This is a genomic window from Enterobacter sp. 04-C-12-SI-ECC (assembly GCF_047530715.1).
Classification (GTDB): Bacteria; Pseudomonadota; Gammaproteobacteria; order Enterobacterales; family Enterobacteriaceae; genus Enterobacter; species Enterobacter bugandensis.
In genome coordinates, this window is the sequence record NZ_JBLKDI010000003.1 from 74618 (window position 1) to 94794 (window position 20177).

The window sequence follows — 20177 nt, forward strand, 5'->3', positions numbered from 1 at the left end:
GGCGAAGCGGTTTAATATTTATTGCTGTTCGCCAGGGAAGAGTGATTTATATCAGGAAAAAGGTCTGAATTATCCTTTGGCAGCGGTTCCTGAATATCTGATGATGCGTTCACAAGAAAAATGCGTCGTCCATATTGTTGTTACCGGCTGAATTATTATATATGGCCAAGGCGTTATTGTTGGTCTTTTTTTATTTGTGGTGTGAATGTTTTTGTCTTATTTATCTTTAAACTGAATGATATGTATTTTGTAACATTCTGTGATGTGTTACGGAATGGCGTTTTATTAAATGGACTGTGGGCGTATTGTATTTTTAATAAAAAGTCATTTTTAACAGGGATATTTGGCGATGGAAGGACCATCAGGCATTGTTCAGCAACAGGATACGTTAAACCGTTATTTACTGTATTTTACACGAGGCAAATCTGTTTTACCGGATGTTCACTCTTTTACCGGGGAAGAAGAACTCAGTAAGCCCTACCGCTACACCATCCGCTTTACCAGCCCAACATCAAACATTGCAGTCAACGAAGTCCTCAATCAGAGCGCGGAATTTATTCTGCGTGCCCCGAATCCGAAAGCAGGCTGGTACGATCAGGAGCCCTGGCTGCCGGTGCGCCAGATTAACGGGGTGATCACGTCGTTTTCCCGTCTGAAGTCATCTGCCGATGAAGCCCTGTACGAGTGTGTGCTGGAGCATGAACTGGCGCTGCTGGACCGAAATTACCGCTCGGCCGTGTACATGGATGTAACCGTACCCGAGCTCGTCACTCAGCTGATGAAGGAAAGCAGTCTGTTTGAAGGCTACAACATTGATTTTGACCAGCTGAGTCGCAGCTATCCCCGAAGGGAAATGGTCATTCAGTGGAAGGAAACCGATCTCCAGTTTATCCGCCGTCTGCTGGCCGAGGTAGGGATCTGGTTCCGCTTTGAAAACCACGACAAGGTGCAGGGCGAAACGGTGGTTATCTTTGGTGACGGTGGCCGCCGCTATGTCTTCAGCGATAAGCCGCTGCCGTACGTCCGCCATTCCGGCATGACCTGTCATGAAGAATACATTACCGAGCTCGAAGAACAATACGAACTCATTCCCGAAAGCGTGCTGGTGCGTACGTATAACTACCGCAATCCATTTTCGCCACAGGCGGATAAAACCATTTTCGATAATGATATTCCCGACGGGATAACTAGCGGCAAACAGTATCACTATGCCGATCATTATCTGGAGAACGGCGATTTTTACGGTGAAGAGGCGGAAACAGCCACGTTCTACGCGCGCCTGCGCTATGAGCGCCTGCTGAACAAACAGAGTGTGCTGGGTGGAACAACCAGTGACCCGGCACTGCTGCCGGGTGTGATGTTCCACCCGACAGGGGATATTCCTGACGGGTTTAAGCACGGTTTTCTTGTCACCACAATGACGCTATCCGGCAGTCGCGCACAGCACTACCGCGCCATCCTGAAAGGGATCCCTTATCTGAACGGCTACAGCTATCGTCCGGAATATCTGCCGCGACCGGTGATTGCCGGTACGGTACCCGGTCGCGTGGCGGCCATCAATCGGGATCACACTTATGCCGGAGTCGATGCCCGGGGCCGATATCGCGTGAAGTTTGATTTTGACCTCGACGAGAAACGTGACGGTTTTGAAAGTGCGCTGATGCGTCTGGGCAGACCGTACGGCGGGGATGTGTTTGGTTTTCATTTCCCGCTGCTGGACGGCACAGAAGTGGCTGTAGCCTTTGAAGGCGGCGATCCGGACCGGCCCTTTATTGCGCATGTCATGCATGACGGCGCGCACCCTGATCTGGTTACAAACCGCAACGACACCCGCAACGTGATCCGCACTGCTGCTTCAAACAAAATCCGCCTGGAGGACCGCCGCGGTCAGGAACACATCAAGATTTCCACGGAGTACGGCAAGAGCCAGGTCAGCGCTGGACACCTCGTTGACGCAGAGGGAAAGCAGCGCGGTGAAGGTGTGGAAGCGCGTACTGACAATCACATGGCGCTCCGTGCGGCCAAAGGGGTGATGATCACCACGGAGGCGCAACCGCGTGCTGTGGGTAAGCAACTGGATATGACGGCCGCCATTGCGCAGCTGGAGAAAGCGTTGTCGCTGGCAATGACGCTGCAACAAAGCGCACTGACGGCCGGGGCCAGTAATGTGGAAACCGATCAGCAAAACCAGCTGAACCAGGTGCTGAGTAATCTGGCAGGGCCGGGTCTGCTTACCTATGCCGACAAAGGGCAGGCACACGTCACGCCGGACAGTCTGCAACTGTCTGCCGGGAAAGATGTGATTGTGACTGCGGGCCAGGATACCAGCGTAAACGTGGTGAAAAAATTCTCTCTGGCCGTGGGGGAAAAACTCTCGCTGTTTGCCCGCAAGCTCGGCATTCAGATGATTGCCGGTGCCGGGGATATCACGACGCAGGCCCAGCGCGGTGCCATGCATATGCTCTCGCAGAATGATTTCACGATGGCGAGCACCACCGGGCAACTGAACGGCAGCGCCAAGCAAGGCATACAGCTGGTCTGTGGCGGTGGCGGAATACGCGTCAGTCCGAACGGACTGGTCACCATCTTCTCGCCGACGGGAATCGAACTGAAAGGGCCAAATCTTAAGTATGACGGCCCGGAAAGCGCGCATGTCACGGTCCCGTCGTTCAATCAGGGCGCATTTAAGCTCCGCTACCAGCTGCACGCCGGAGATGACCCGGAGCAAATTCTCGCGAACAAAAAATTCAGGCTGACCAGCTCGGCCGGAAAAGTGGTGGAAGGCATAACGGACAGCAACGGCCATTCAGCATTACTCGATGCTGATGACCTGGACACCTACAAAATGGAGTTAATGGAATGACGGAAGCCAGACAAAGCCCGTATGCCCCACGGGTCATATCAGAAGGGGATATTCCGGTACACAAAGATTTGGGGGAGGTGGCCCAGACCCGTCGCGTTGGCGTGCCGCGCCCGATGCCGGGGATTGTAATTCTGGTCCACGGGGTGAATGACGTGGGCGAAGCGTATCAGAATCAGGAGAAAGGCATTCTTGCGGGCCTGAGTAAGCGTCTTAATCGTCAGGATTTTTACGCGCATAAATGGGGGGAATATAGAATTGCGCACCCCGGCCGTTCACCGGTTATCCCGTTTTACTGGGGATACAAGCCGATAACGCACGAGGATTACGTTGCAGACCAGCAACGCTACAGGGAAGAGGTTTACAGGCAGGGAAACAATGCGCACCTGTCGTTTGATGCTTATCAGGAGAATGACGAGAAGAAAAAAGCGGCACTGGGTAACGACGGCAAAGGCGCGTATAAGTACCAGAACGATAATTTCAAAAACGCCCTCGATACGAATTTTGCCAAAGGTGGAGGGACGTTTGCCAATGCGACAACCAACATCCCCGATATGTTAGGACCGGGAGCTGGTGGCGCGGCGCTGGCCGCCGCAGGGTTTGCCACATTACACATGAACGGCGGCGATTACACGCACCCCATCTTTCCGAACCCGCACCGTATCTATCAATTCTTTGCCGCGCAGCGTCTGGCGGATTTGATCCTGACTATCCGCCGAAATCCAGTGACCGGGAAGGATGTTATTAATGTAGTGGCGCACAGCCAGGGCACGATTATCACCATGCTGGCAACTATGCTGGTCAAACAGGAGAGTTTTGATCCGGTTAATTGCACCATTCTGAACCACTCACCGTATTCGCTGGAAGGACGTCTTAGTGAAGACGCCCAGCCCGGCCATCACCAGACGGCGTTTGCCCGTCAGGAAACGTTTAAACATTTTTGTGCATTGATGGGCACTCAGTACAAAGGCGGTGATCTGTCAGACGCGGATATGCTGGCGATGGAAGCCAGCTGCGCATCACGCAAGCCTTCCGATAACCCATTGAGGAAGGATGCTAAGTATCGTCGTGACAATAACGGTAAGGTTTATAACTACTGGTGTCCGCAGGACGGTACCGTCTCCCTGCAAAACATCCAGGGATTTGGCTGGCGGGGTATTCCCGATAAGTTAGCTGCTGGCATTCCTAACCTGCGTCAGCGTGTGTTCTGCCAGCACCGCTGGGTAGGGCGACTGGAGACGGAGCCGTTTAAGATGGCACCGGAGCGAAAGGGGGATTTCAGTACCACGCCGGTGATGAATGCGGGATATTCGTACAGCGATGTGGTGATTAACGGCGAAGAACTGCCGGAGCCGTTTATTTTCAAACTCATGGGGCAGGATAACCATCCGGATAACGATCCGAAGACCAGTGATAAACCGTACACCGCGTATATCGATCCGAACAGCCCGGATGCCTACATTTCCTATTCAGCTAAAGCCAGTGCCATTTCGCGCACGGCATCGGCTAGCTATACGCTTGATAACTATCAGCGTATCAGCTGGCAACCGGGTCATGTATTAACGCCGAATGAGCTGCAGGTGGAAAGTTTTGACCGGGGGCATGAAGTTATTCGCGGTGAAGTGACGGGAACGAGAGATTTTTCTCAGCTGACGCTGACCTGGCTTAAATCCCGTGACGAACTTGAAAAGGAGTGGCAGAACACCGATCCGGTAGGCTACAGCCAGCACTCTTCTATCGTCGCCAGTGAATTTGCACCGTCGCACGCGATGGCGTTCGACCTGGCTATCGGTCAGTGCAAGTCCTTTGACTATCAGGCGGGTAAGTTCTGGGAAGGCTTGTTACACCGCGCAGACTGGCGAGACCCGCAGAATGGGTTCAAGTCAGCTGTAGATTATTACAGAACCGGAAAGTTGAATGATGAAACAACAAAATGGTTTATGAATAAACCTGAAGATGTTCTGCCTAAAGGTGAGTTCGGCGTGGAAAACCAGTTTAACAATGCCACGTCGGTTAAGCCATCCCGTGATCTGGCAACAGGGAATCAGGAAGTGGCAAATCTACAATGGGATATGCCTAAGCCAAAATCTGACAGCGACCTGGGAATAGCGAAACAAAAATCGTGGTGGGAATCGTGACAGGGAGACAAGCATGAAGATAGAACGTACAGCAGGTATTGCCCTGGTGTCAGTGCTGGTGGCCGCAGGTTGCAAGGCTTCAGAGCCGCCAACGCAGGTAGTGTACCGGTTCGATGACCATCGTTATCTTGAGCTGAAGGGCTGGGACTGCGAGGGTGAACTCTGGTACACGGATACACTGCGGGGTATCCACACGGAGCCTGTCAGCCAGTTTTACCGGATATTTACCAAAAAATATGTCCATCCATCTGAGAAATATATTGCAATAACTGGTTGGGGTGTTGGTGGATTTAGGGTTTCGAAAGATTATGGGCAGACCTGGCAAATTGCACAGTTTTCCCCTGGTGAAAATGATCTTAATGGAATGAATGCCCCACAGCAGGAAGATGTTCTTTCCTTCACGGTCGTCAACGATCAGGGTTTTTTGCAGACCAAACATCGACTGTATATGTCGTCCAAACCGTTTGACGACCCGCGCCTTGCCGCTGGTGGTCCTGGGATTGAATATACCGTTGACGACGGAACTGGGCAAAAGGTAAGCGGGAAAGTGGAACCTCGTTCACCTGGCTGGCCTTGGGGAATGGTGTATATGACCAAACAAGGTTTAGAAGGCTCTACTGAGCAACTTAAAACCAATTGGCAGAATCAACCCGATAAGGTTCCGGAAGTGAAGGGATACACCGGCTGGGACCATATGCGCTGTGATATGGATGCGGGGCGTTAAAAGATGAAAGGACTTTATTCAGTGCTGACCGCGCTGCTGGTGGCCGGTTGCCAGGCTTCAGAACCACCGACGCAGGTAGTGTACCGGTTCGATGGCCATCGTTATCTGGAGTTGAAGGGCTGGGACTGTGAAGGTGAACTCTGGTTCACCGATACACAACGGGGTATTCACTCTGAGCCTGTCAGTCAGTTTTACCGGATTTACACCAAAAAATTTATTCATCCTTCTGAACGTTATATTGCTATTCCTACATGGGATTCTCCAGGGGCTATGGTTTCGAAAGATTATGGGCAAACCTGGTATCCTTCGGCGTTTGCTCCCAGAGAAAACGAGCCTAACGGTGATTCTTCGCCTCCTTACGACGACATTATTTCCTTCACTGTCGTCAACGATCAGGGTTTTTTGCAGACCAAACACCGACTATATATGTCGTCCAAGCCGTTTGATGATCCTCGTCTCGCTACGGGTGGACCCGGCATTACTTACAAGCTACAGGACGGGACTGTGCAAGTTCTGGAACCCCGTTCACCTGGTCCAGCCTGGGGGCTGGACTACATAACTAAACAAGGTCTGAAAGAGGATATAGCCCAGTTTAAGGCTAACTATCAGGGCTTACCCGATAAAGTACCGGAAGTGAAAGATTATACCGGCTGGGACCATATGCAATGCAATATGGATGCAGGGAGATAGCCATGAAAGGACTTTTTTCAGTGCTGACCGCGCTGCTGCTGGTGGCCGGTTGCAAGGCTTCAGAGCCGCCGACGCAGGTGGTTTATCGGTTTGACGATCACCGTTATCTGGAGCTGAAGGGCTGGGACTGTGAGGGCGAGCTCTGGTATACGGATACACTGCGGGGTATCCACACGGAGCCTGTCAGCCAGTTTTACCGGATATTTACCCAAAAATATGTCCATCCATCTGAGAAATATATTGCAATAACTGGTTGGGGTGTTGGTGGATTTAGGGTTTCGAAAGATTATGGGCAGACCTGGCAAATTGCACAGTTTTCCCCTGGTGAAAATGATCTTAATGGAATGAATGCCCCACAGCAGGAAGATGCTCTTTCCTTCACAGTGGTCAACGATCAGGGTTTTTTGCAGACCAAACATCGACTGTATATGTCGTCCAAACCGTTTGATGACCCGCGCATTCAGCCCGGTGGTCCTGGGATTGAATATACCGTGGATGACGGTATGGGAGGTAAGGTAAACGGTAAGCTGGAGCCAAGCAATGCTGGCCCTGCATGGGGGCTGGACTACATAACTAAACAAGGTCTGAAAGAGGATACAGCCCAGTTTAAGACTAACTATCAGGGCTTACCCGATAAAGTACCGGAAGTGAAAGATTATACCGGCTGGGACCATATGCGCTGCGATATGGACGCAGGAAGGAAAGGATACTGATGAACGGCGTAATTCGACTGAATGACCCGCTGGTGAGCGGCGGGAAGGTAATTAAGGCGTCAGGTGCGCAGTTTATGGGCATGCCTGTCGCGCTGAAAGGGGATGAGGTGATGTGTCCCGAACACAAGGGGACGTTCCCCATTAAAGAGAGCCATCCGACATGGACGATGAACGGCCGGGGCGTGGTCGTGGATGGCTGTAAAGCGGCGTGCGGCTGTGTTATTCGCACCACACTGCCCACTGCGGGGGCCGTGTGATGAACTGGTGGCTTTACCCTAAGCAGAACGAATTTAAACATGACTTTCCCACTATTGGTGTGTGTGTCGTCTATGTGCTCGTGGTGATTGTTTGTACTGGTATCCGGGCTGTCACCTGGCCGGGTAATAAACATGTTGATTCAGGTTTTCTTGTTGATGCCGTGGTAATACCTGTCGCTGTAGTAACCTTTTTAGTACAGGCGTTCTGTATTGCGTATAACGCGCACAGACACTACATAGAAACGCGGTTATTGATTGCGGCACGGCAGGAATACAAGGTTGTCAGCTATGCCAGGCGTAACATCATCCTGGCTGGCTGGTCGATACTGACCCCGCCAAAGGCAACAAAGGAACTGGCACTGAACATGTTGAAACTGGAGGGGGAGTTTCCGCTGGCCGCCAAAATGCCGTTGAAAATTGACCTGGATAAATCATTCGATTTCACGCGAGCCGGGCAGGCAATTATCCACCTCCTGGAGCCGATGATGGAAAAACTCTCCCGGTACAGGCAGATTGAAGCGCTTGTATGGGTGCGAGGTGGGGATGAATCCTGTAGCGATGAACTCCGGCGTGTGCTTGAACGTTCCGGGATTTCAACCAAAAAAATCACATTTTTGCATGAATGCCCGGACTATACGTTAGTCACAGAGTGGATAAAACAGACGAACGGCTACGTCGTTGAACGCCTGCTTATCTGTGTAGATTTGCATACTGAAGAAGGGGAATGCAAGTGGATGGAGAATGCTACCGCGCTTCTCCTGACGAATTACTACGTTAAAACGGAAGGAGAAAAACCTGTTTATCTTTATCAACCGATGACGGGGGTTATTGACGTAGAAAATGCAGTACCTGTTTATCTGCGTGCGGAGGCTGTCAGTAAACCCAAACAGATCTGGTATACCGGTTTAACGCGCACAGAAAAGTATCCGCTGCTGGAAGTGCTGGACGAAAAAAAAGTCGTACCGGATCGGCTGGAGCTTGAAATGTCGCTCGGTGAGCATTCCGCAGGGTATCCGTGGCTGGCACTGGCGCTGGCATCAGATGCAGTAACGTATGCACAGGGTGACCAGTTTGTGGCGGCATCCGAACAGAAAAAGTTTTCTATTACGGCGGTATCATCCAGATTAACCCATCAGCCCGATTATCCGGCGGAAAAAATGTACACTCCACCGTGGTCTTCCGCCGGACTATCCGGAATGATGTTATTTTTCGCTGTTATATTAACTATGTTTGGTTTCAGCGTTAACGAGGGTGAAGATATTTCTGGCGGGTTCCTGGTTATTCTGTTTGTAATATGTACTGGATTGTTTACGGCTGCAGGCGTATTTATTACCTGGCTACAGAGTGATAAAGCTTACCAGCACATGGGGCTGTAATGATGAATGAACTAATCGATCTTATTTTACCTCATAAATCTGTATTTTATTATGGTGATTTGGCCCTCGGTGTAATGCTTGCGTTAATGGTGGTGGATATTGATTTGTCTTTTGATTACAGGAACAAAAAGCACTGGGGTGCATATAATAAATTAAAATCATTGAAGGACTCTCCAGGAATCTACCACTTATATATGCCGATACGTATCCCTTCCCGACAGGAATGCTATATTTGTGTGCCGCTGAGAATTTTCACAGACTATAAGGTTTTTTAATGATGTTGATTATGTATCCGGGATTTCCTGCCAGAAAAAAAGCACCGACGATACGATCGTTCAGTGCTTTATGTGTCATCTAAATATCCGTTCAGGTTTAAGTCACGCGAGCCTTAAGTAAAGCAGACGTGCAGGGCGTTTTACTTTCCGTCTTACATGGACTGCTGGACAACATCGTGATGCCGGGTGACATTGGTCGGCATGCCTGACCGCGCTTCCATCGCGCGCTCCATAACCAGGCTATCGGTATTCGCATTTGTTTTAAAGCTCACCATCGCGGCATTCAGGTTAATGGGTAACGTCTGGGGATCGTCGCCGATATTTTTTGATAGCGGCTGGTGAATCTCAACCAGCCGCACGCCGCCTGGCTCTTCAGAGACCTTAATCGGCGTATTGATAATATTCACCTTCGTTCCCGGCGTAACGACGTTAAACAGCGTTTTGATATCGTCATCGCGCAGACGAATGCAGCCGGAGCTGACGCGCATGCCGATGCCAAAATCCGCGTTCGTACCGTGCAGCAGGTACACACCGCCGTATGCGGCAAGGCGGATCGCGTGATGACCCATCGGGTTATCCGGGCCTGCCGGAACCACGGCAGGAAGATCGATGCCCTGGGCCTTATAGCGGGCGCGAATGTTGGCCGTCGGCGTCCAGGTTGGGTTAGCGCGTTTATCCGAGACGGTGGTGACCATCGTCGGCGTCAGCGTATCGCCGCCCAGTTGACCAATACCGATAGGGTAGACGGTAACCTCATTTTTACCCTGCGGGTAATAGTACAAACGCAACTCCGCCAGGTTGATCACGATCCCCTCCCGCGGGGCATCCGGCAGGATAGTCTGTAACGGAATCGTCAGTACGCTGCCCGCGCGCGGGACGTACGGATCGACGCCGGGGTTCGCCTGCAGCAGGGCCAGAAAACCGACGTTATATTTTTTGGCTATCGCTTCCAGTGAGCCACCATTGTTTTCAACCACATGAAAACGGTTTTCGCCCACCACCTTGCTGCCGGGCGGGGGAAGGGGCCAGGTATTTGCCCGCGCAGGAAGCGCAACCGCGACGGTGGCTGCCAGCGCAAACAGGGTTATCCAGCGGGTAAAACGCGAAGAGGTCATCATCACCATAATCCATGTAAATGATAAGGTTATTGTTTTATAAGGGGTTAAAGATAATTATGGCGAATGGGTGTGTCGGGAAGATCGGGTGAAGTGCAAAGAGTTTGTAAATTGTCCCCCGCCAGCACTGCGCTAACGGGGGGGAAGGGCGAGTTACGCGACAGCGTTCTCTTCCAGCTGACGCATAAAGTTACGCACCCAGTCCATGCGCGTTTTGCGCTCCGTCAGCTTCTGGGTAAATTTCAGTCGCGTCGGGCCATCAAGACGGAAGTGCTGCGGCTGTTTTTGCAGCAGGCCGATCAGCCACATCGGGTTGACGTGGTTCTTCTCGGCAAATTCAATGACGCCGCCTTTTTCGTTGCCCTCAAGCTTGCGAATGCCCAGCTTCTGCGCCTGCTGGCGCAGGCGCGCGATATCCAGCAGGTTACGCGCAGCATCTGGCAGCAGTCCGAAGCGGTCGATCAGCTCCACTTTAATCTCTTCCAGCTCGTTCTCATTCTTCGCGCTGGCGATGCGCTTGTAGAACGACAGGCGGGTATTCACGTCCGGAATGAAATCGTCCGGCAGCAGGGAAGGCATTCGCAGCTCGACCTCGGTTTGCTGGCTGGTCAAATCTTCCAGAGACGGCTCGCGCCCGGCCTTCAGGGCGTCCACCGCGTTTTCCAGCAGCTCCATATAGAGCGAGAAGCCGATGGTCTCCATGGAGCCGCTCTGGTCCTCACCCAGCAGTTCACCGGCACCTCGGATCTCGAGATCGTGCGTGGCCAGCGCGAAGCCTGCGCCGAGGTCTTCCAGCGAGGCGATGGCTTCCAGACGCTTTTGCGCGTCGGTGGTCATCGCTTTCGGATGCGGTGTCAGCAGCCAGGCGTAGGCCTGATGGTGCGAACGACCGACGCGGCCGCGCAGCTGGTGAAGCTGGGCCAGGCCAAAGTGATCCGCGCGTTCGATGATAATCGTGTTCGCCGTTGGAATGTCGATCCCGGTTTCGATGATGGTGGTACATACCAGCACGTTAAAGCGCTGGTGGTGGAAGTCGTTCATCACCCGCTCCAGCTCGCGCTCGCGCATCTGCCCGTGACCGATGGCAACACGCGCTTCCGGTACCAGTTCCGCCAGCCTGTCGGCGGCTTTCTGGATATTTTCGACATCGTTATACAGGTAATAGACCTGCCCCCCGCGCAGCACTTCACGCAGAATGGCCTCACGCACCACCAGATTATCGTACTCGCGGACGAAAGTTTTCACCGCCAGACGGCGCGCCGGCGGCGTGGCAATAATCGACAGATCGCGCATGCCGCTCATCGCCATGTTCAGGGTTCGCGGGATCGGCGTCGCGGTCAGGGTCAGGATATCGACGTCGGCGCGCATCGCTTTGATGCGCTCTTTATGACGCACCCCGAAGCGGTGCTCTTCGTCGACGATCAGCAGCCCCAAATCTTTCCACTTCACGTCGCTTTGCAGCAGCTTATGAGTGCCGATCAAAATATCGATCTTGCCTTCGCTTGCCTGCTCCAGGATCTGCGTCTGCTCTTTGGTGCTGCGAAAACGCGACAGCATCTCGATGCGTACCGGCCAGTTGGCGAAGCGGTCACGGAAGTTGTCGAAGTGCTGCTGAGCGAGCAGGGTGGTTGGCACCAGCACCGCTACCTGCTTGTTGTTTTCAACCGCAAGGAAGGCGGCGCGCATCGCCACTTCGGTTTTACCGAAGCCGACGTCGCCGCAGACTAAACGGTCCATTGCCAGCGGCTGGCACATGTCGCTCAGCACGGCATTGATCGCCTGGGCCTGATCCGGCGTGGTTTCAAACGGGAAGCTGTCGCAGAACAGCTGATACTGTTCCTTGTCATGCTTAAAGGCGAAGCCCTCTTTGGCCGCGCGCTGGGCGTAGATATCCAGCAGCTCGGCGGCTACGTCGCGCACTTTTTCCGCCGCTTTCTGGCGTGCACGCGCCCAGGCGTCGCCGCCCAGTTTGTGCAGCGGCGCATTTTCCTCCGCGCCGCCCGCATAGCGGCTGATCAGGTGCAGCGACGAAACCGGCACATAGAGTTTGGCGTCGTTGGCGTAGGTCAGCATCAGGTATTCACCTTTAATGCCGCCCGCTTCCAGCGTGGTCATCCCCTGATAGCGCCCAACGCCATGCTCCAGGTGCACAATCGGCTGGCCCGGATGCAGCTCGGCCAGGTTGCGGATCAGCGTGTCCGGGTTGATGGTCCGACGGCTGTCCTGACGGCGGCGCGCGACGCGCTCACCCAGCAGGTCGCTTTCGCAAATCAGCGCCAGGTTGTTGAGCGTGTCGATGAACCCGTGCTCGGCGGCGCCGATCATCAGGTAACGACCGTTTCCGGTTGCTTCGCTCAGGCGCAGGATGCGCTTCGGCGCCACCTTAATGCGTCCCAGCAGCTCACCCAAAGCTTCGCGGCGGCCTTCGCTCTCAACGGAGAACACCACCGGCCCGGTAAAGGACTCCAGGAACTTGCGCAGATTATCCAGCGGGGATTTCTGCTGCGCCTGTACGGCCAGGTCCGGCAGCGTCCGGAAGGCGAGGTTAGTGTTGGCGGCCTTATCGGCAAGCGAATCGGTTTTCAGCTGCATGCGCGGCCAGCGCTTCAGCTCGGCGTTGAGCTCGTCGGTGCGCAGCCACAGCGCTTCCGGCGGCAGCAGCGGACGCATCGGGTCAACGCCCCGGTTTTCGAAGCGAGCGCGGGTTTCGCTTTCAAAGCGGCTGGCGCTGGCGTCGATATCCCCGGTGTTAACAATCAGCGTATTCGCCGGGAAGTAGCTGAACAGGGCAGGCAGCGGCTCGTTAAAGAACAGCGGCTGCCAGTATTCGATCCCGGCAGGCAGCGTGCCTTTGCTGACCTGCTGATAAATATGTTCCGCGTCGCGCTTCACCTCGAACCTGTCGCGCCACTGGCTGCGGAACAGTTCGATCGCGGTTTTGTCCGTCGGGAACTCATGTGCGGGCAGTAAATTGATGGACTCCACTTCCTCCAGCGTGCGCTGCGTGTCGGCGTCGAAGACGCGCAGGCTGTCGATTTCATCATCGAAAAAGTCCAGACGATACGGCTGGTCGCTGCCCATCGGGTAAAGGTCGAGCAGCGCGCCGCGGGTCGCGTATTCCCCGTGCTCCATCACCTGATCGACATGGCGATAGCCGGCGCCGTCAAGCTGGTCTCGCAGGGTGTCGCGAGACAGGCGCTGGCCTTTTTTCATCACCAGCGCGTGGCCGTGCAGGTAGCTGTGCGGGCAGACGCGCTGCATCAGGGTATTCACCGGCACAATCAGCACGCCGCGCTGCATGGTCGGGAGTTGATAGAGCGTCGACAGGCGCGAGGAGATGATCTCCTGATGCGGGGAGAAACTGTCATACGGCAGCGTTTCCCAGTCGGCCAGGCTGAACACCAGGCTATCGGTGAACTGGCGAATTTCGTCGTGCAGGCGCAGGGCGTTTTGCATATCCGGGGCAACCAGCACCACCGGGCCAGGGTGCCGCTCAGCGATTTCTGCCACCAGCGTGGCGCACGCCGCGCCCGTGAGTTCACCCAGCTGGCGCTGGTCGCCCGCTTTGACGGGCAAGGAATAACGATAGTGTTCAGGCATGGCTATGTCAGAGTCTCTTATGGATATACCAACAGTATTGGGGCATATCACTGATACGCAATGTCTTTATTATCCTCGATCGTTTTACATAAGCAAATTGTAACCGCACGGCAGGGCTAAACGCCCCCAAAACGGGGGCGGAGAGGGCATTAACGGGTGGCAGGTGACAGGCTCCGCGTAGACGGAGGAGAGAAGAAAAGGTCCCCGAACAGCGAGGTGGAAATTTTACGCACCCCAAGCCCGGCAAGGGTACAGATCAGCAGGCTGGCAAACGGGTAGATCAGAATTAAGCACAGCTCTGCCCAGACCGGCCAGTAAGCGGCATTCATCTCGCCGATCAGGATCAGGCTGAAGGCCTCAATTAAGATGCGGTGGGTGGTATAGATCGCAATGGTGTTTGAGCCAATCACGTTCAGGAGGTTGTTGGGATGTACGGCATAACGCTGCTCAAGGCTGTAGAACAGCTTCATGATCAACACGATCGACAGCAGAGAAAGCAGGAGAGGAACGTTAGCAAACCACAGCACCACGGAGACGGCCGCGAAAGCGCCAGTAGCCAGCCAGGTGCGGCGCAGGTTGAAGCTTTTCATCCACGCCATCAGCTCGGCGCCATACCACGCCCCCAGGCTGTAGTAGATCATGTTGCGTACCACGCTGTTCATTCCCCACCACGGCAGCGGCAGGAAGTTGATCGCGATGCTCGCCAGCGCAAGCAGTCCGAGTACCGGCAGCTTCCAGCGGCTCAGCAGTTTACACAGCGTGAAGTAGACCACCAGAGCATACAGATACCACAGGCTGGTGCTGGCGGTGAGCATGCCCCGCACAAATCCTGCCAGGGAATCGGCGTAGGCCGCGTTCGACGAGGTGGCAAGCTCGCGATCGGGCGCCAGCCAGGCGTTCAGGTGGGTCAGCGCCTGCCATTGCAGGATCCCCCACAGCGCCAGAACCCAGACAATGCTCCAGATCCGCTTGTCGAGGCTGGTGCGCCAGTCTACCTCATCAATATAACGACGGATCAGATAGCCGGAGATAAAGAAGAAAACCGGCATCCGGAACGGGGCGAGATAGAGGTTAAAATAGACCCAGCATTTGGCGAGGAGACCGGAGAGCGGATGCTGTAGCCCGCTGAGATGAGGATAAAAGGTGATGACCGAGTGGTAAATCACCACCAGACAGATGCACAGCCCTTTTATCTGATTAATCCATAATGCTTTTTGTTTCATTGGTAACCCATACCAGTTTTGCCATAAACGTAGGGGCAATTGTTCTAAAACGACAGAGAGATGTAACGGGTAACTGTCTGTATTGGGACGTTTTTCGGAAAAGGTGGAGACTGTCCAGAGGGGAAATGGAAAGTACCACCCTGATTTATCTGAGTTTTTCGGAAAAATGATTACCAAAGCTTACGGTTTCAGTCATTTACCCTTAACGGATTCGCTTATATACTCGTGGGTCTGCTATCAGCAAACAGACGGACTTCATGTATCAACCTGTCGCACTCTTCATAGGCTTACGTTACATGCGTGGGCGCGCCGCGGACCGCTTCGGTCGCTTTGTCTCCTGGCTTTCGACTATTGGCATTACGCTCGGCGTGATGGCTCTGGTGACGGTGCTTTCCGTCATGAATGGCTTCGAGCGCGAGCTGCAAAACAACATCCTGGGGCTGATGCCGCAGGCCGTTCTCTCATCGAATAACGGTTCCGTTAACCCGCAACAGCTGCCGGAAAGCGCGGCGAAGTTACAGGGCGTCACGCGCGTTGCGCCCTTAACCACTGGCGATGTGGTGCTGCAAAGCGCCCGCAGCGTGGCGGTCGGCGTGATGCTGGGGATTGACCCAGCGCAAAAAGACCCGCTGACGCCGTTCCTGGTTAACGTGAAGCAAACCGATCTGGAAGCCGGAAAATACAACGTGATTCTGGGTGAGCAGCTTGCCGGGCAGCTTGGCGTCAACCGTGGCGATCAGCTGCGCGTGATGGTGCCGTCCGCCAGCCAGTTTACGCCAATGGGTCGCCTGCCGAGCCAGCGCCTGTTTAACGTGATTGGTACTTTTGCCGCCAACAGCGAAGTTGACGGCTATCAGATGCTGGTGAATATTCAGGATGCGTCACGCCTGATGCGCTACCCGGCGGGAAATATCACCGGCTGGCGCCTGTGGCTCGATCAGCCCCTGAAGGTCGATACCCTCAGCCAGCAAAAACTGCCGGACGGCACCAAATGGCAGGACTGGCGCGAGCGTAAAGGCGAGCTGTTCCAGGCCGTGCGTATGGAAAAAAACATGATGGGGCTGCTGCTGAGCCTGATCGTCGCCGTGGCTGCATTTAACATCATCACCTCGCTGGGCCTGATGGTGATGGAGAAGCAGGGCGAAGTCGCCATCCTGCAAACCCAGGGTCTGACGCCGCGCCAGATCATGGCGGTCTTTATGGTGCAGGGGGCCAGTGCAGGCATTATCGGCGCGCTGCTGGGCGCCGTGCTCGGCGCACTGCTTGCCAGCCAGCTTAATAACTTAATGCCGATCATCGGCGCGCTGCTTGACGGCGCGGCGCTGCCGGTGGCTATCGAGCCGCTGCAGGTGGTCGGAATTGCGCTGGCCGCGATGGCCATTGCGCTGCTTTCTACGCTTTATCCTTCCTGGCGCGCTGCCGCCACTCAACCCGCTGAGGCTTTACGTTATGAATAAGATCCTGTTGCAATGCGACAACCTGTCCAAACGCTATCAGGAAGGCACTGTGCAGACTGACGTGCTGCACAATGTGAGCTTCAGCGTGGGCGAGGGCGAGATGATGGCGATTGTCGGCAGCTCCGGCTCGGGCAAAAGTACGCTGCTGCACCTGCTGGGCGGGCTGGACACGCCAACCAACGGCGACGTGATCTTCTCCGGTCAGCCGATGAGCAAAATGTCCTCTGCGGCGAAGGCCGAGCTACGTAACCGCGAGCTGGGCTTTATCTACCAATTCCACCACCTGCTGCCGGATTTCACGGCGCTGGAAAACGTGGCGATGCCGCTGCTGATTGGCAAAAAGAAACCGGCAGAGATTAACGCCCGCGCCAGCGACATGCTGAAAGCGGTAGGGCTGGGCCATCGCGGAAACCACCGTCCGTCGGAGCTGTCCGGCGGCGAGCGCCAGCGCGTGGCAATTGCCCGTGCGCTGGTCAACAACCCGCGTCTGGTGCTGGCGGATGAGCCTACCGGTAACCTCGACGCGCGCAATGCGGACAGTATCTTCCAGCTTCTCGGCGAGCTAAACGCCTCGCAGGGAACCGCGTTTCTGGTGGTGACTCACGACCTGCAGCTGGCAAAACGCATGGGTCGCCAGCTTGAGATGCGCGACGGCCATCTGAATGCGGAACTGACCCTGATGGGGGCAGAGTAATGGCGTCACCGTTATCGTTACTCATCGGGTTACGCTTTAGCCGCGGCCGCCGTCGCGGCGGTATGGTGTCGCTGATCTCCGTGATCTCCACCATCGGTATTGCGCTGGGCGTGGCGGTCCTGATTGTCGGCTTAAGCGCCATGAACGGCTTTGAGCGCGAACTGAATAACCGCATTCTGGCGGTGGTGCCGCACGGGGAGATCGAGCCGGTTAACCAGCCGTGGGCCAACTGGAGCGATGCGCTCGCCAAAGTGGAAAAAGTGCCGGGCATTGCCGCGGCCGCGCCATACATTAACTTTACCGGGCTGGTGGAGAGCGGGGTAAACCTGCGCGCCATTCAGGTGAAAGGGGTGAATCCGGCCCAGGAGGAGCGGCTCAGCGCGCTGCCGAAATATGTGCAGAACGGCGCGTGGGCGAACTTTAAGGCCGGCGAGCAGCAGATCATTATGGGTAAAGGCGTTGCTGATGCCCTGAAGGTGAAGCAGGGCGACTGGGTGTCAATCATGATCCCGAATGCCAGCGCCGATCACAAACTGCAGCAGCCAAAACGCGTGCGCCTGCACGTTACCGGTATTCTTCAGCTGAGCGGTCAGCTTGACCACAGCTTTGCGATGGTGCCGATGGAGGATGCTCGCCAGTATCTCGACATGGGCGACAGCGTGACGGGCATTGCGATTAAGGTGAACGACGTCTTTAACGCCAACAAACTGGTGCGTGACGCGGGCAGCGTGACCAATAACTATGTCTACATCAAAAGCTGGATCGGCACTTACGGCTATATGTACCGTGATATCCAGATGATCCGTGCGATCATGTATCTGGCGATGGTGCTGGTGATTGGCGTCGCGTGCTTTAATATCGTCTCGACGCTGGTAATGGCGGTTAAGGACAAGAGCGGCGACATCGCCGTGCTGCGTACCCTCGGAGCAAAAGACGGTCTTATTCGCGCCATCTTCGTCTGGTACGGTTTGCTGGCGGGTCTGTTCGGCAGCCTTTGCGGCGTGGTGATTGGCGTGGTGGTTTCCCTGCAGCTGACGCCGATTATCAACGGGATTGAAAAGCTTATTGGTCACCAGTTCCTGTCCGGTGACATCTATTTTATTGACTTCCTGCCGTCTGAACTGCACTGGCTGGACGTTTTTTATGTGCTGGTTACAGCACTTTTACTGAGTCTGCTGGCAAGCTGGTATCCGGCGCGTCGCGCAAGCCGAATTGATCCGGCGAGGGTATTAAGTGGCCAGTAATTACGTCATGGTGTAGCGGTCCTGAGGCCGCTATGTCAGAAAGAGGAATGCGTTATGTATTATGGATTTGATATTGGCGGCACCAAGATTGCGCTCGGCGTGTTTGATAAAGACCTCAAACTGCAGTGGGAAACCCGCGTTCACACGCCGCGCGAAAGCTACGACGAATTTTTAACCGCCATTGCCGCGCTGGTGGCGCAGGCGGATGAACGCTTTGGCGTGAAAGGCAGCGTCGGCATCGGTATTCCGGGGATGCCGGAAACCGATGACGGCACGCTGTACGCGGCCAACGTGCCTGCCGCCAGCGGTAAACCGCTCCGCGCCGACCTCTCGGCCCTCCTTGAACGCGACGTGCGTTTAGATAACGATGCCAACTGCTTTGCCCTCTCTGAAGCCTGGGACGATGAATTCCGCCGCTATCCGCTGGTGATGGGGCTGATCCTCGGTACCGGCGTAGGCGGGGGGATTGTCATCAACGGCAAGCCGATTACCGGGCGCAGCTACATCACCGGGGAGTTTGGTCATATCCGTCTCCCGGTGGATGCGCTGGAGGTGGTGGGGCGTGATTTCCCACTGACCCGCTGCGGCTGCGGCCAGCACGGCTGTATCGAGAACTATCTCTCAGGACGCGGGTTTGCATGGCTTTACGAACACTTCTATCATCAGAAACTTGAGGCCCCTCAAATCATTACCCTGTGGGAGCAGGGGGATGCGCAGGCGCGTGAACACGTCGAGCGCTATCTGGATCTGCTGGCGGTGTGTCTGGGAAATATTCTCACCATCGTCGACCCGGATCTGCTGGTGATCGGGGGAGGGCTGTCAAACTTTACTGCGATTACGGAACGGTTGTCCGGGCGTCTGCCCCGACATTTATTGCCGGTCGCCCGCGTGCCGCGCATTGAACGCGCGCGACACGGGGACGCGGGAGGCATGCGCGGAGCCGCATTCCTTCATCTCACCGATTAGTTTACGAGGTCTTTATGCTGTCGCGTCGCCAGGGTCGACTCAGCCGTTTTCGCAAAAACAAACGCCGCTTACGAGAGCGCTTGCGCCAGCGGATCTTTTTCAGAGACAGAATCATGCCAGAAGCGATGGATAAACCCAGAGTGGTGGTACTGACCGGGGCGGGGATCTCCGCCGAGTCAGGAATTCAAACCTTCCGTGCGGCAGACGGGCTGTGGGAAGAGCACCGCGTCGAGGACGTGGCGACGCCGGAAGGCTTTGCCCGCGATCCGGATCTCGTGCAGGCGTTTTACAACGCTCGCCGTCGGCAGCTTCAGCAGCCTGAGATTGCGCCAAACGCGGCGCATCTGGCGCTGGCGAAGCTGGAAGAGGCGCTCGGGGATCGTTTTCTGCTGGTGACGCAGAATATCGACAACCTGCACGAGCGGGCCGGTAACAAGAACATCATCCACATGCATGGCGAGCTGCTTAAAGTTCGCTGCGCCTGGAGCGGCCAGGTGCTGGACTGGAAAGAGGACGTGCTGCCAGAGGACAAGTGCCACTGCTGCCAGTTCCCGTCGCGCCTGCGTCCGCACGTGGTCTGGTTTGGCGAAATGCCGCTGGGGATGGATGAGATCTACAGCGCGCTGGCGATGGCGGACGTGTTTATCGCTATTGGCACATCAGGGCACGTTTACCCGGCGGCGGGGTTTGTTCACGAAGCGCGACTGCACGGGGCGCATACGGTGGAGCTCAATCTGGAGCCGAGCCAGGTGGGCAGCGAGTTTGAAGAGAAGCAATATGGCCTGGCGAGCGAGGTGGTGCCAGCGTTTGTAGATAAGCTTCTGAAGGGGCTGTAAGAGTAACGG

General features: G+C 55.2%; 16 protein-coding genes. 13 read left to right on the forward strand and 3 right to left on the reverse strand.

Annotated elements, in window-relative coordinates:
- Positions 1-349: 349 nt before the first annotated feature.
- Genes ACMWL8_RS06295 through ACMWL8_RS06330 form a run of 8 tightly spaced genes read left to right on the forward strand, consistent with a single transcriptional unit; the run spans position 350 to position 9033 of the window.
- Positions 350-2863 carry a type VI secretion system Vgr family protein gene (locus ACMWL8_RS06295; RefSeq protein WP_045261634.1) on the forward strand — a complete coding sequence of 838 codons (2514 nt, stop codon included), beginning with the start codon at positions 350-352 and terminating at the stop codon, positions 2861-2863.
- Positions 2860-4998, forward strand: a complete 2139-nt coding sequence (locus ACMWL8_RS06300) for an effector protein Tle3 domain-containing protein (RefSeq protein WP_045261633.1) — start codon at positions 2860-2862, stop codon at positions 4996-4998. The genes ACMWL8_RS06295 and ACMWL8_RS06300 overlap by 4 nt, the downstream gene beginning before the upstream one ends.
- 13 nt (positions 4999-5011) lie before the next feature.
- On the forward strand, positions 5012-5722 hold the full coding sequence (locus ACMWL8_RS06305) for a hypothetical protein (RefSeq protein WP_045261632.1): 711 nt from the start codon (positions 5012-5014) through the stop codon (positions 5720-5722).
- Positions 5723-5725: 3 nt separating this feature from the next.
- Complete coding sequence (locus ACMWL8_RS06310; RefSeq protein ID WP_045261631.1) at positions 5726-6412, forward strand: hypothetical protein; 687 nt, start codon at positions 5726-5728, stop codon at positions 6410-6412.
- 2 nt (positions 6413-6414) lie between these two features.
- On the forward strand, positions 6415-7125 hold the full coding sequence (locus ACMWL8_RS06315) for a hypothetical protein (RefSeq protein WP_045261630.1): 711 nt from the start codon (positions 6415-6417) through the stop codon (positions 7123-7125).
- Positions 7125-7382 (forward strand): PAAR domain-containing protein, encoded by a 258-nt coding sequence (locus ACMWL8_RS06320; RefSeq protein WP_032639699.1) that lies wholly within the window; start codon positions 7125-7127, stop codon positions 7380-7382. The genes ACMWL8_RS06315 and ACMWL8_RS06320 overlap by 1 nt, the downstream gene beginning before the upstream one ends.
- Positions 7382-8758 (forward strand): hypothetical protein, encoded by a 1377-nt coding sequence (locus tag ACMWL8_RS06325; RefSeq protein ID WP_045261629.1) that lies wholly within the window; start codon positions 7382-7384, stop codon positions 8756-8758. Before ACMWL8_RS06320 ends, ACMWL8_RS06325 begins: the two co-directional genes overlap by 1 nt.
- A complete protein-coding gene (locus tag ACMWL8_RS06330; protein ID WP_045261628.1) occupies positions 8758-9033 on the forward strand; it encodes a hypothetical protein in 276 nt (91 codons plus the stop codon). Before ACMWL8_RS06325 ends, ACMWL8_RS06330 begins: the two co-directional genes overlap by 1 nt.
- Positions 9034-9185: 152 nt before the next feature.
- Here the strand turns inward: ACMWL8_RS06330 and ldtC are convergent, their stop codons facing one another.
- From ldtC to ACMWL8_RS06345, 3 genes are all read right to left on the reverse strand, one after another.
- Positions 9186-10151 carry a L,D-transpeptidase LdtC gene (gene ldtC / locus ACMWL8_RS06335; protein WP_045261627.1) on the reverse strand — a complete coding sequence of 322 codons (966 nt, stop codon included), beginning with the start codon at positions 10149-10151 and terminating at the stop codon, positions 9186-9188.
- Positions 10152-10301: 150 nt separating this feature from the next.
- Positions 10302-13748, reverse strand: a complete 3447-nt coding sequence (gene mfd, locus ACMWL8_RS06340; protein ID WP_045261626.1) for a transcription-repair coupling factor — start codon at positions 13746-13748, stop codon at positions 10302-10304.
- 149 nt (positions 13749-13897) lie between these two features.
- Positions 13898-14971: an acyltransferase family protein gene (locus ACMWL8_RS06345; RefSeq protein WP_045261625.1), complete on the reverse strand. Its 1074-nt coding sequence runs from the start codon at positions 14969-14971 to the stop codon at positions 13898-13900.
- 257 nt (positions 14972-15228) lie between these two features.
- Here ACMWL8_RS06345 and lolC point away from each other — a divergent pair, with 257 nt between their 5' ends.
- The 5 genes from lolC to cobB are packed head-to-tail and all read left to right on the forward strand — an operon-like array spanning position 15229 to position 20168.
- Complete coding sequence (lolC, locus tag ACMWL8_RS06350; protein ID WP_028012739.1) at positions 15229-16428, forward strand: lipoprotein-releasing ABC transporter permease subunit LolC; 1200 nt, start codon at positions 15229-15231, stop codon at positions 16426-16428.
- A complete protein-coding gene (lolD, locus tag ACMWL8_RS06355) occupies positions 16421-17122 on the forward strand; it encodes a lipoprotein-releasing ABC transporter ATP-binding protein LolD (protein ID WP_008500772.1) in 702 nt (233 codons plus the stop codon). Before lolC ends, lolD begins: the two co-directional genes overlap by 8 nt.
- On the forward strand, positions 17122-18366 hold the full coding sequence (gene lolE / locus ACMWL8_RS06360; RefSeq protein WP_045261624.1) for a lipoprotein-releasing ABC transporter permease subunit LolE: 1245 nt from the start codon (positions 17122-17124) through the stop codon (positions 18364-18366). The genes lolD and lolE overlap by 1 nt, the downstream gene beginning before the upstream one ends.
- A 54-nt stretch (positions 18367-18420) precedes the next feature.
- On the forward strand, positions 18421-19332 hold the full coding sequence (nagK, locus tag ACMWL8_RS06365) for an N-acetylglucosamine kinase (RefSeq protein ID WP_045261623.1): 912 nt from the start codon (positions 18421-18423) through the stop codon (positions 19330-19332).
- A 14-nt stretch (positions 19333-19346) separates the two neighbouring features.
- Positions 19347-20168 carry a Sir2 family NAD+-dependent deacetylase gene (gene cobB, locus ACMWL8_RS06370; protein WP_041910499.1) on the forward strand — a complete coding sequence of 274 codons (822 nt, stop codon included), beginning with the start codon at positions 19347-19349 and terminating at the stop codon, positions 20166-20168.
- Positions 20169-20177 lie beyond the last annotated feature (9 nt).

Bases quoted from the DNA above. Each gene is read 5' to 3' on its own strand.
- ACMWL8_RS06295 (WP_045261634.1), top strand. From the start codon at position 350: ATGGAAGGACCATCAGGCATTGTTCAGCAACAGGATACGTTAAACCGT.
- ACMWL8_RS06300 (WP_045261633.1), top strand. From the start codon at position 2,860: ATGACGGAAGCCAGACAAAGCCCGTATGCCCCACGGGTCATATCAGAA.
- ACMWL8_RS06305 (WP_045261632.1), top strand. From the start codon at position 5,012: ATGAAGATAGAACGTACAGCAGGTATTGCCCTGGTGTCAGTGCTGGTG.
- ACMWL8_RS06310 (WP_045261631.1), top strand. From the start codon at position 5,726: ATGAAAGGACTTTATTCAGTGCTGACCGCGCTGCTGGTGGCCGGTTGC.
- ACMWL8_RS06315 (WP_045261630.1), top strand. From the start codon at position 6,415: ATGAAAGGACTTTTTTCAGTGCTGACCGCGCTGCTGCTGGTGGCCGGT.
- ACMWL8_RS06320 (WP_032639699.1), top strand. From the start codon at position 7,125: ATGAACGGCGTAATTCGACTGAATGACCCGCTGGTGAGCGGCGGGAAG.
- ACMWL8_RS06325 (WP_045261629.1), top strand. From the start codon at position 7,382: ATGAACTGGTGGCTTTACCCTAAGCAGAACGAATTTAAACATGACTTT.
- ACMWL8_RS06330 (WP_045261628.1), top strand. From the start codon at position 8,758: ATGATGAATGAACTAATCGATCTTATTTTACCTCATAAATCTGTATTT.
- ldtC (WP_045261627.1), bottom strand. From the start codon at position 10,151: ATGATGACCTCTTCGCGTTTTACCCGCTGGATAACCCTGTTTGCGCTG.
- mfd (WP_045261626.1), bottom strand. From the start codon at position 13,748: ATGCCTGAACACTATCGTTATTCCTTGCCCGTCAAAGCGGGCGACCAG.
- ACMWL8_RS06345 (WP_045261625.1), bottom strand. From the start codon at position 14,971: ATGAAACAAAAAGCATTATGGATTAATCAGATAAAAGGGCTGTGCATC.
- lolC (WP_028012739.1), top strand. From the start codon at position 15,229: ATGTATCAACCTGTCGCACTCTTCATAGGCTTACGTTACATGCGTGGG.
- lolD (WP_008500772.1), top strand. From the start codon at position 16,421: ATGAATAAGATCCTGTTGCAATGCGACAACCTGTCCAAACGCTATCAG.
- lolE (WP_045261624.1), top strand. From the start codon at position 17,122: ATGGCGTCACCGTTATCGTTACTCATCGGGTTACGCTTTAGCCGCGGC.
- nagK (WP_045261623.1), top strand. From the start codon at position 18,421: ATGTATTATGGATTTGATATTGGCGGCACCAAGATTGCGCTCGGCGTG.
- cobB (WP_041910499.1), top strand. From the start codon at position 19,347: ATGCTGTCGCGTCGCCAGGGTCGACTCAGCCGTTTTCGCAAAAACAAA.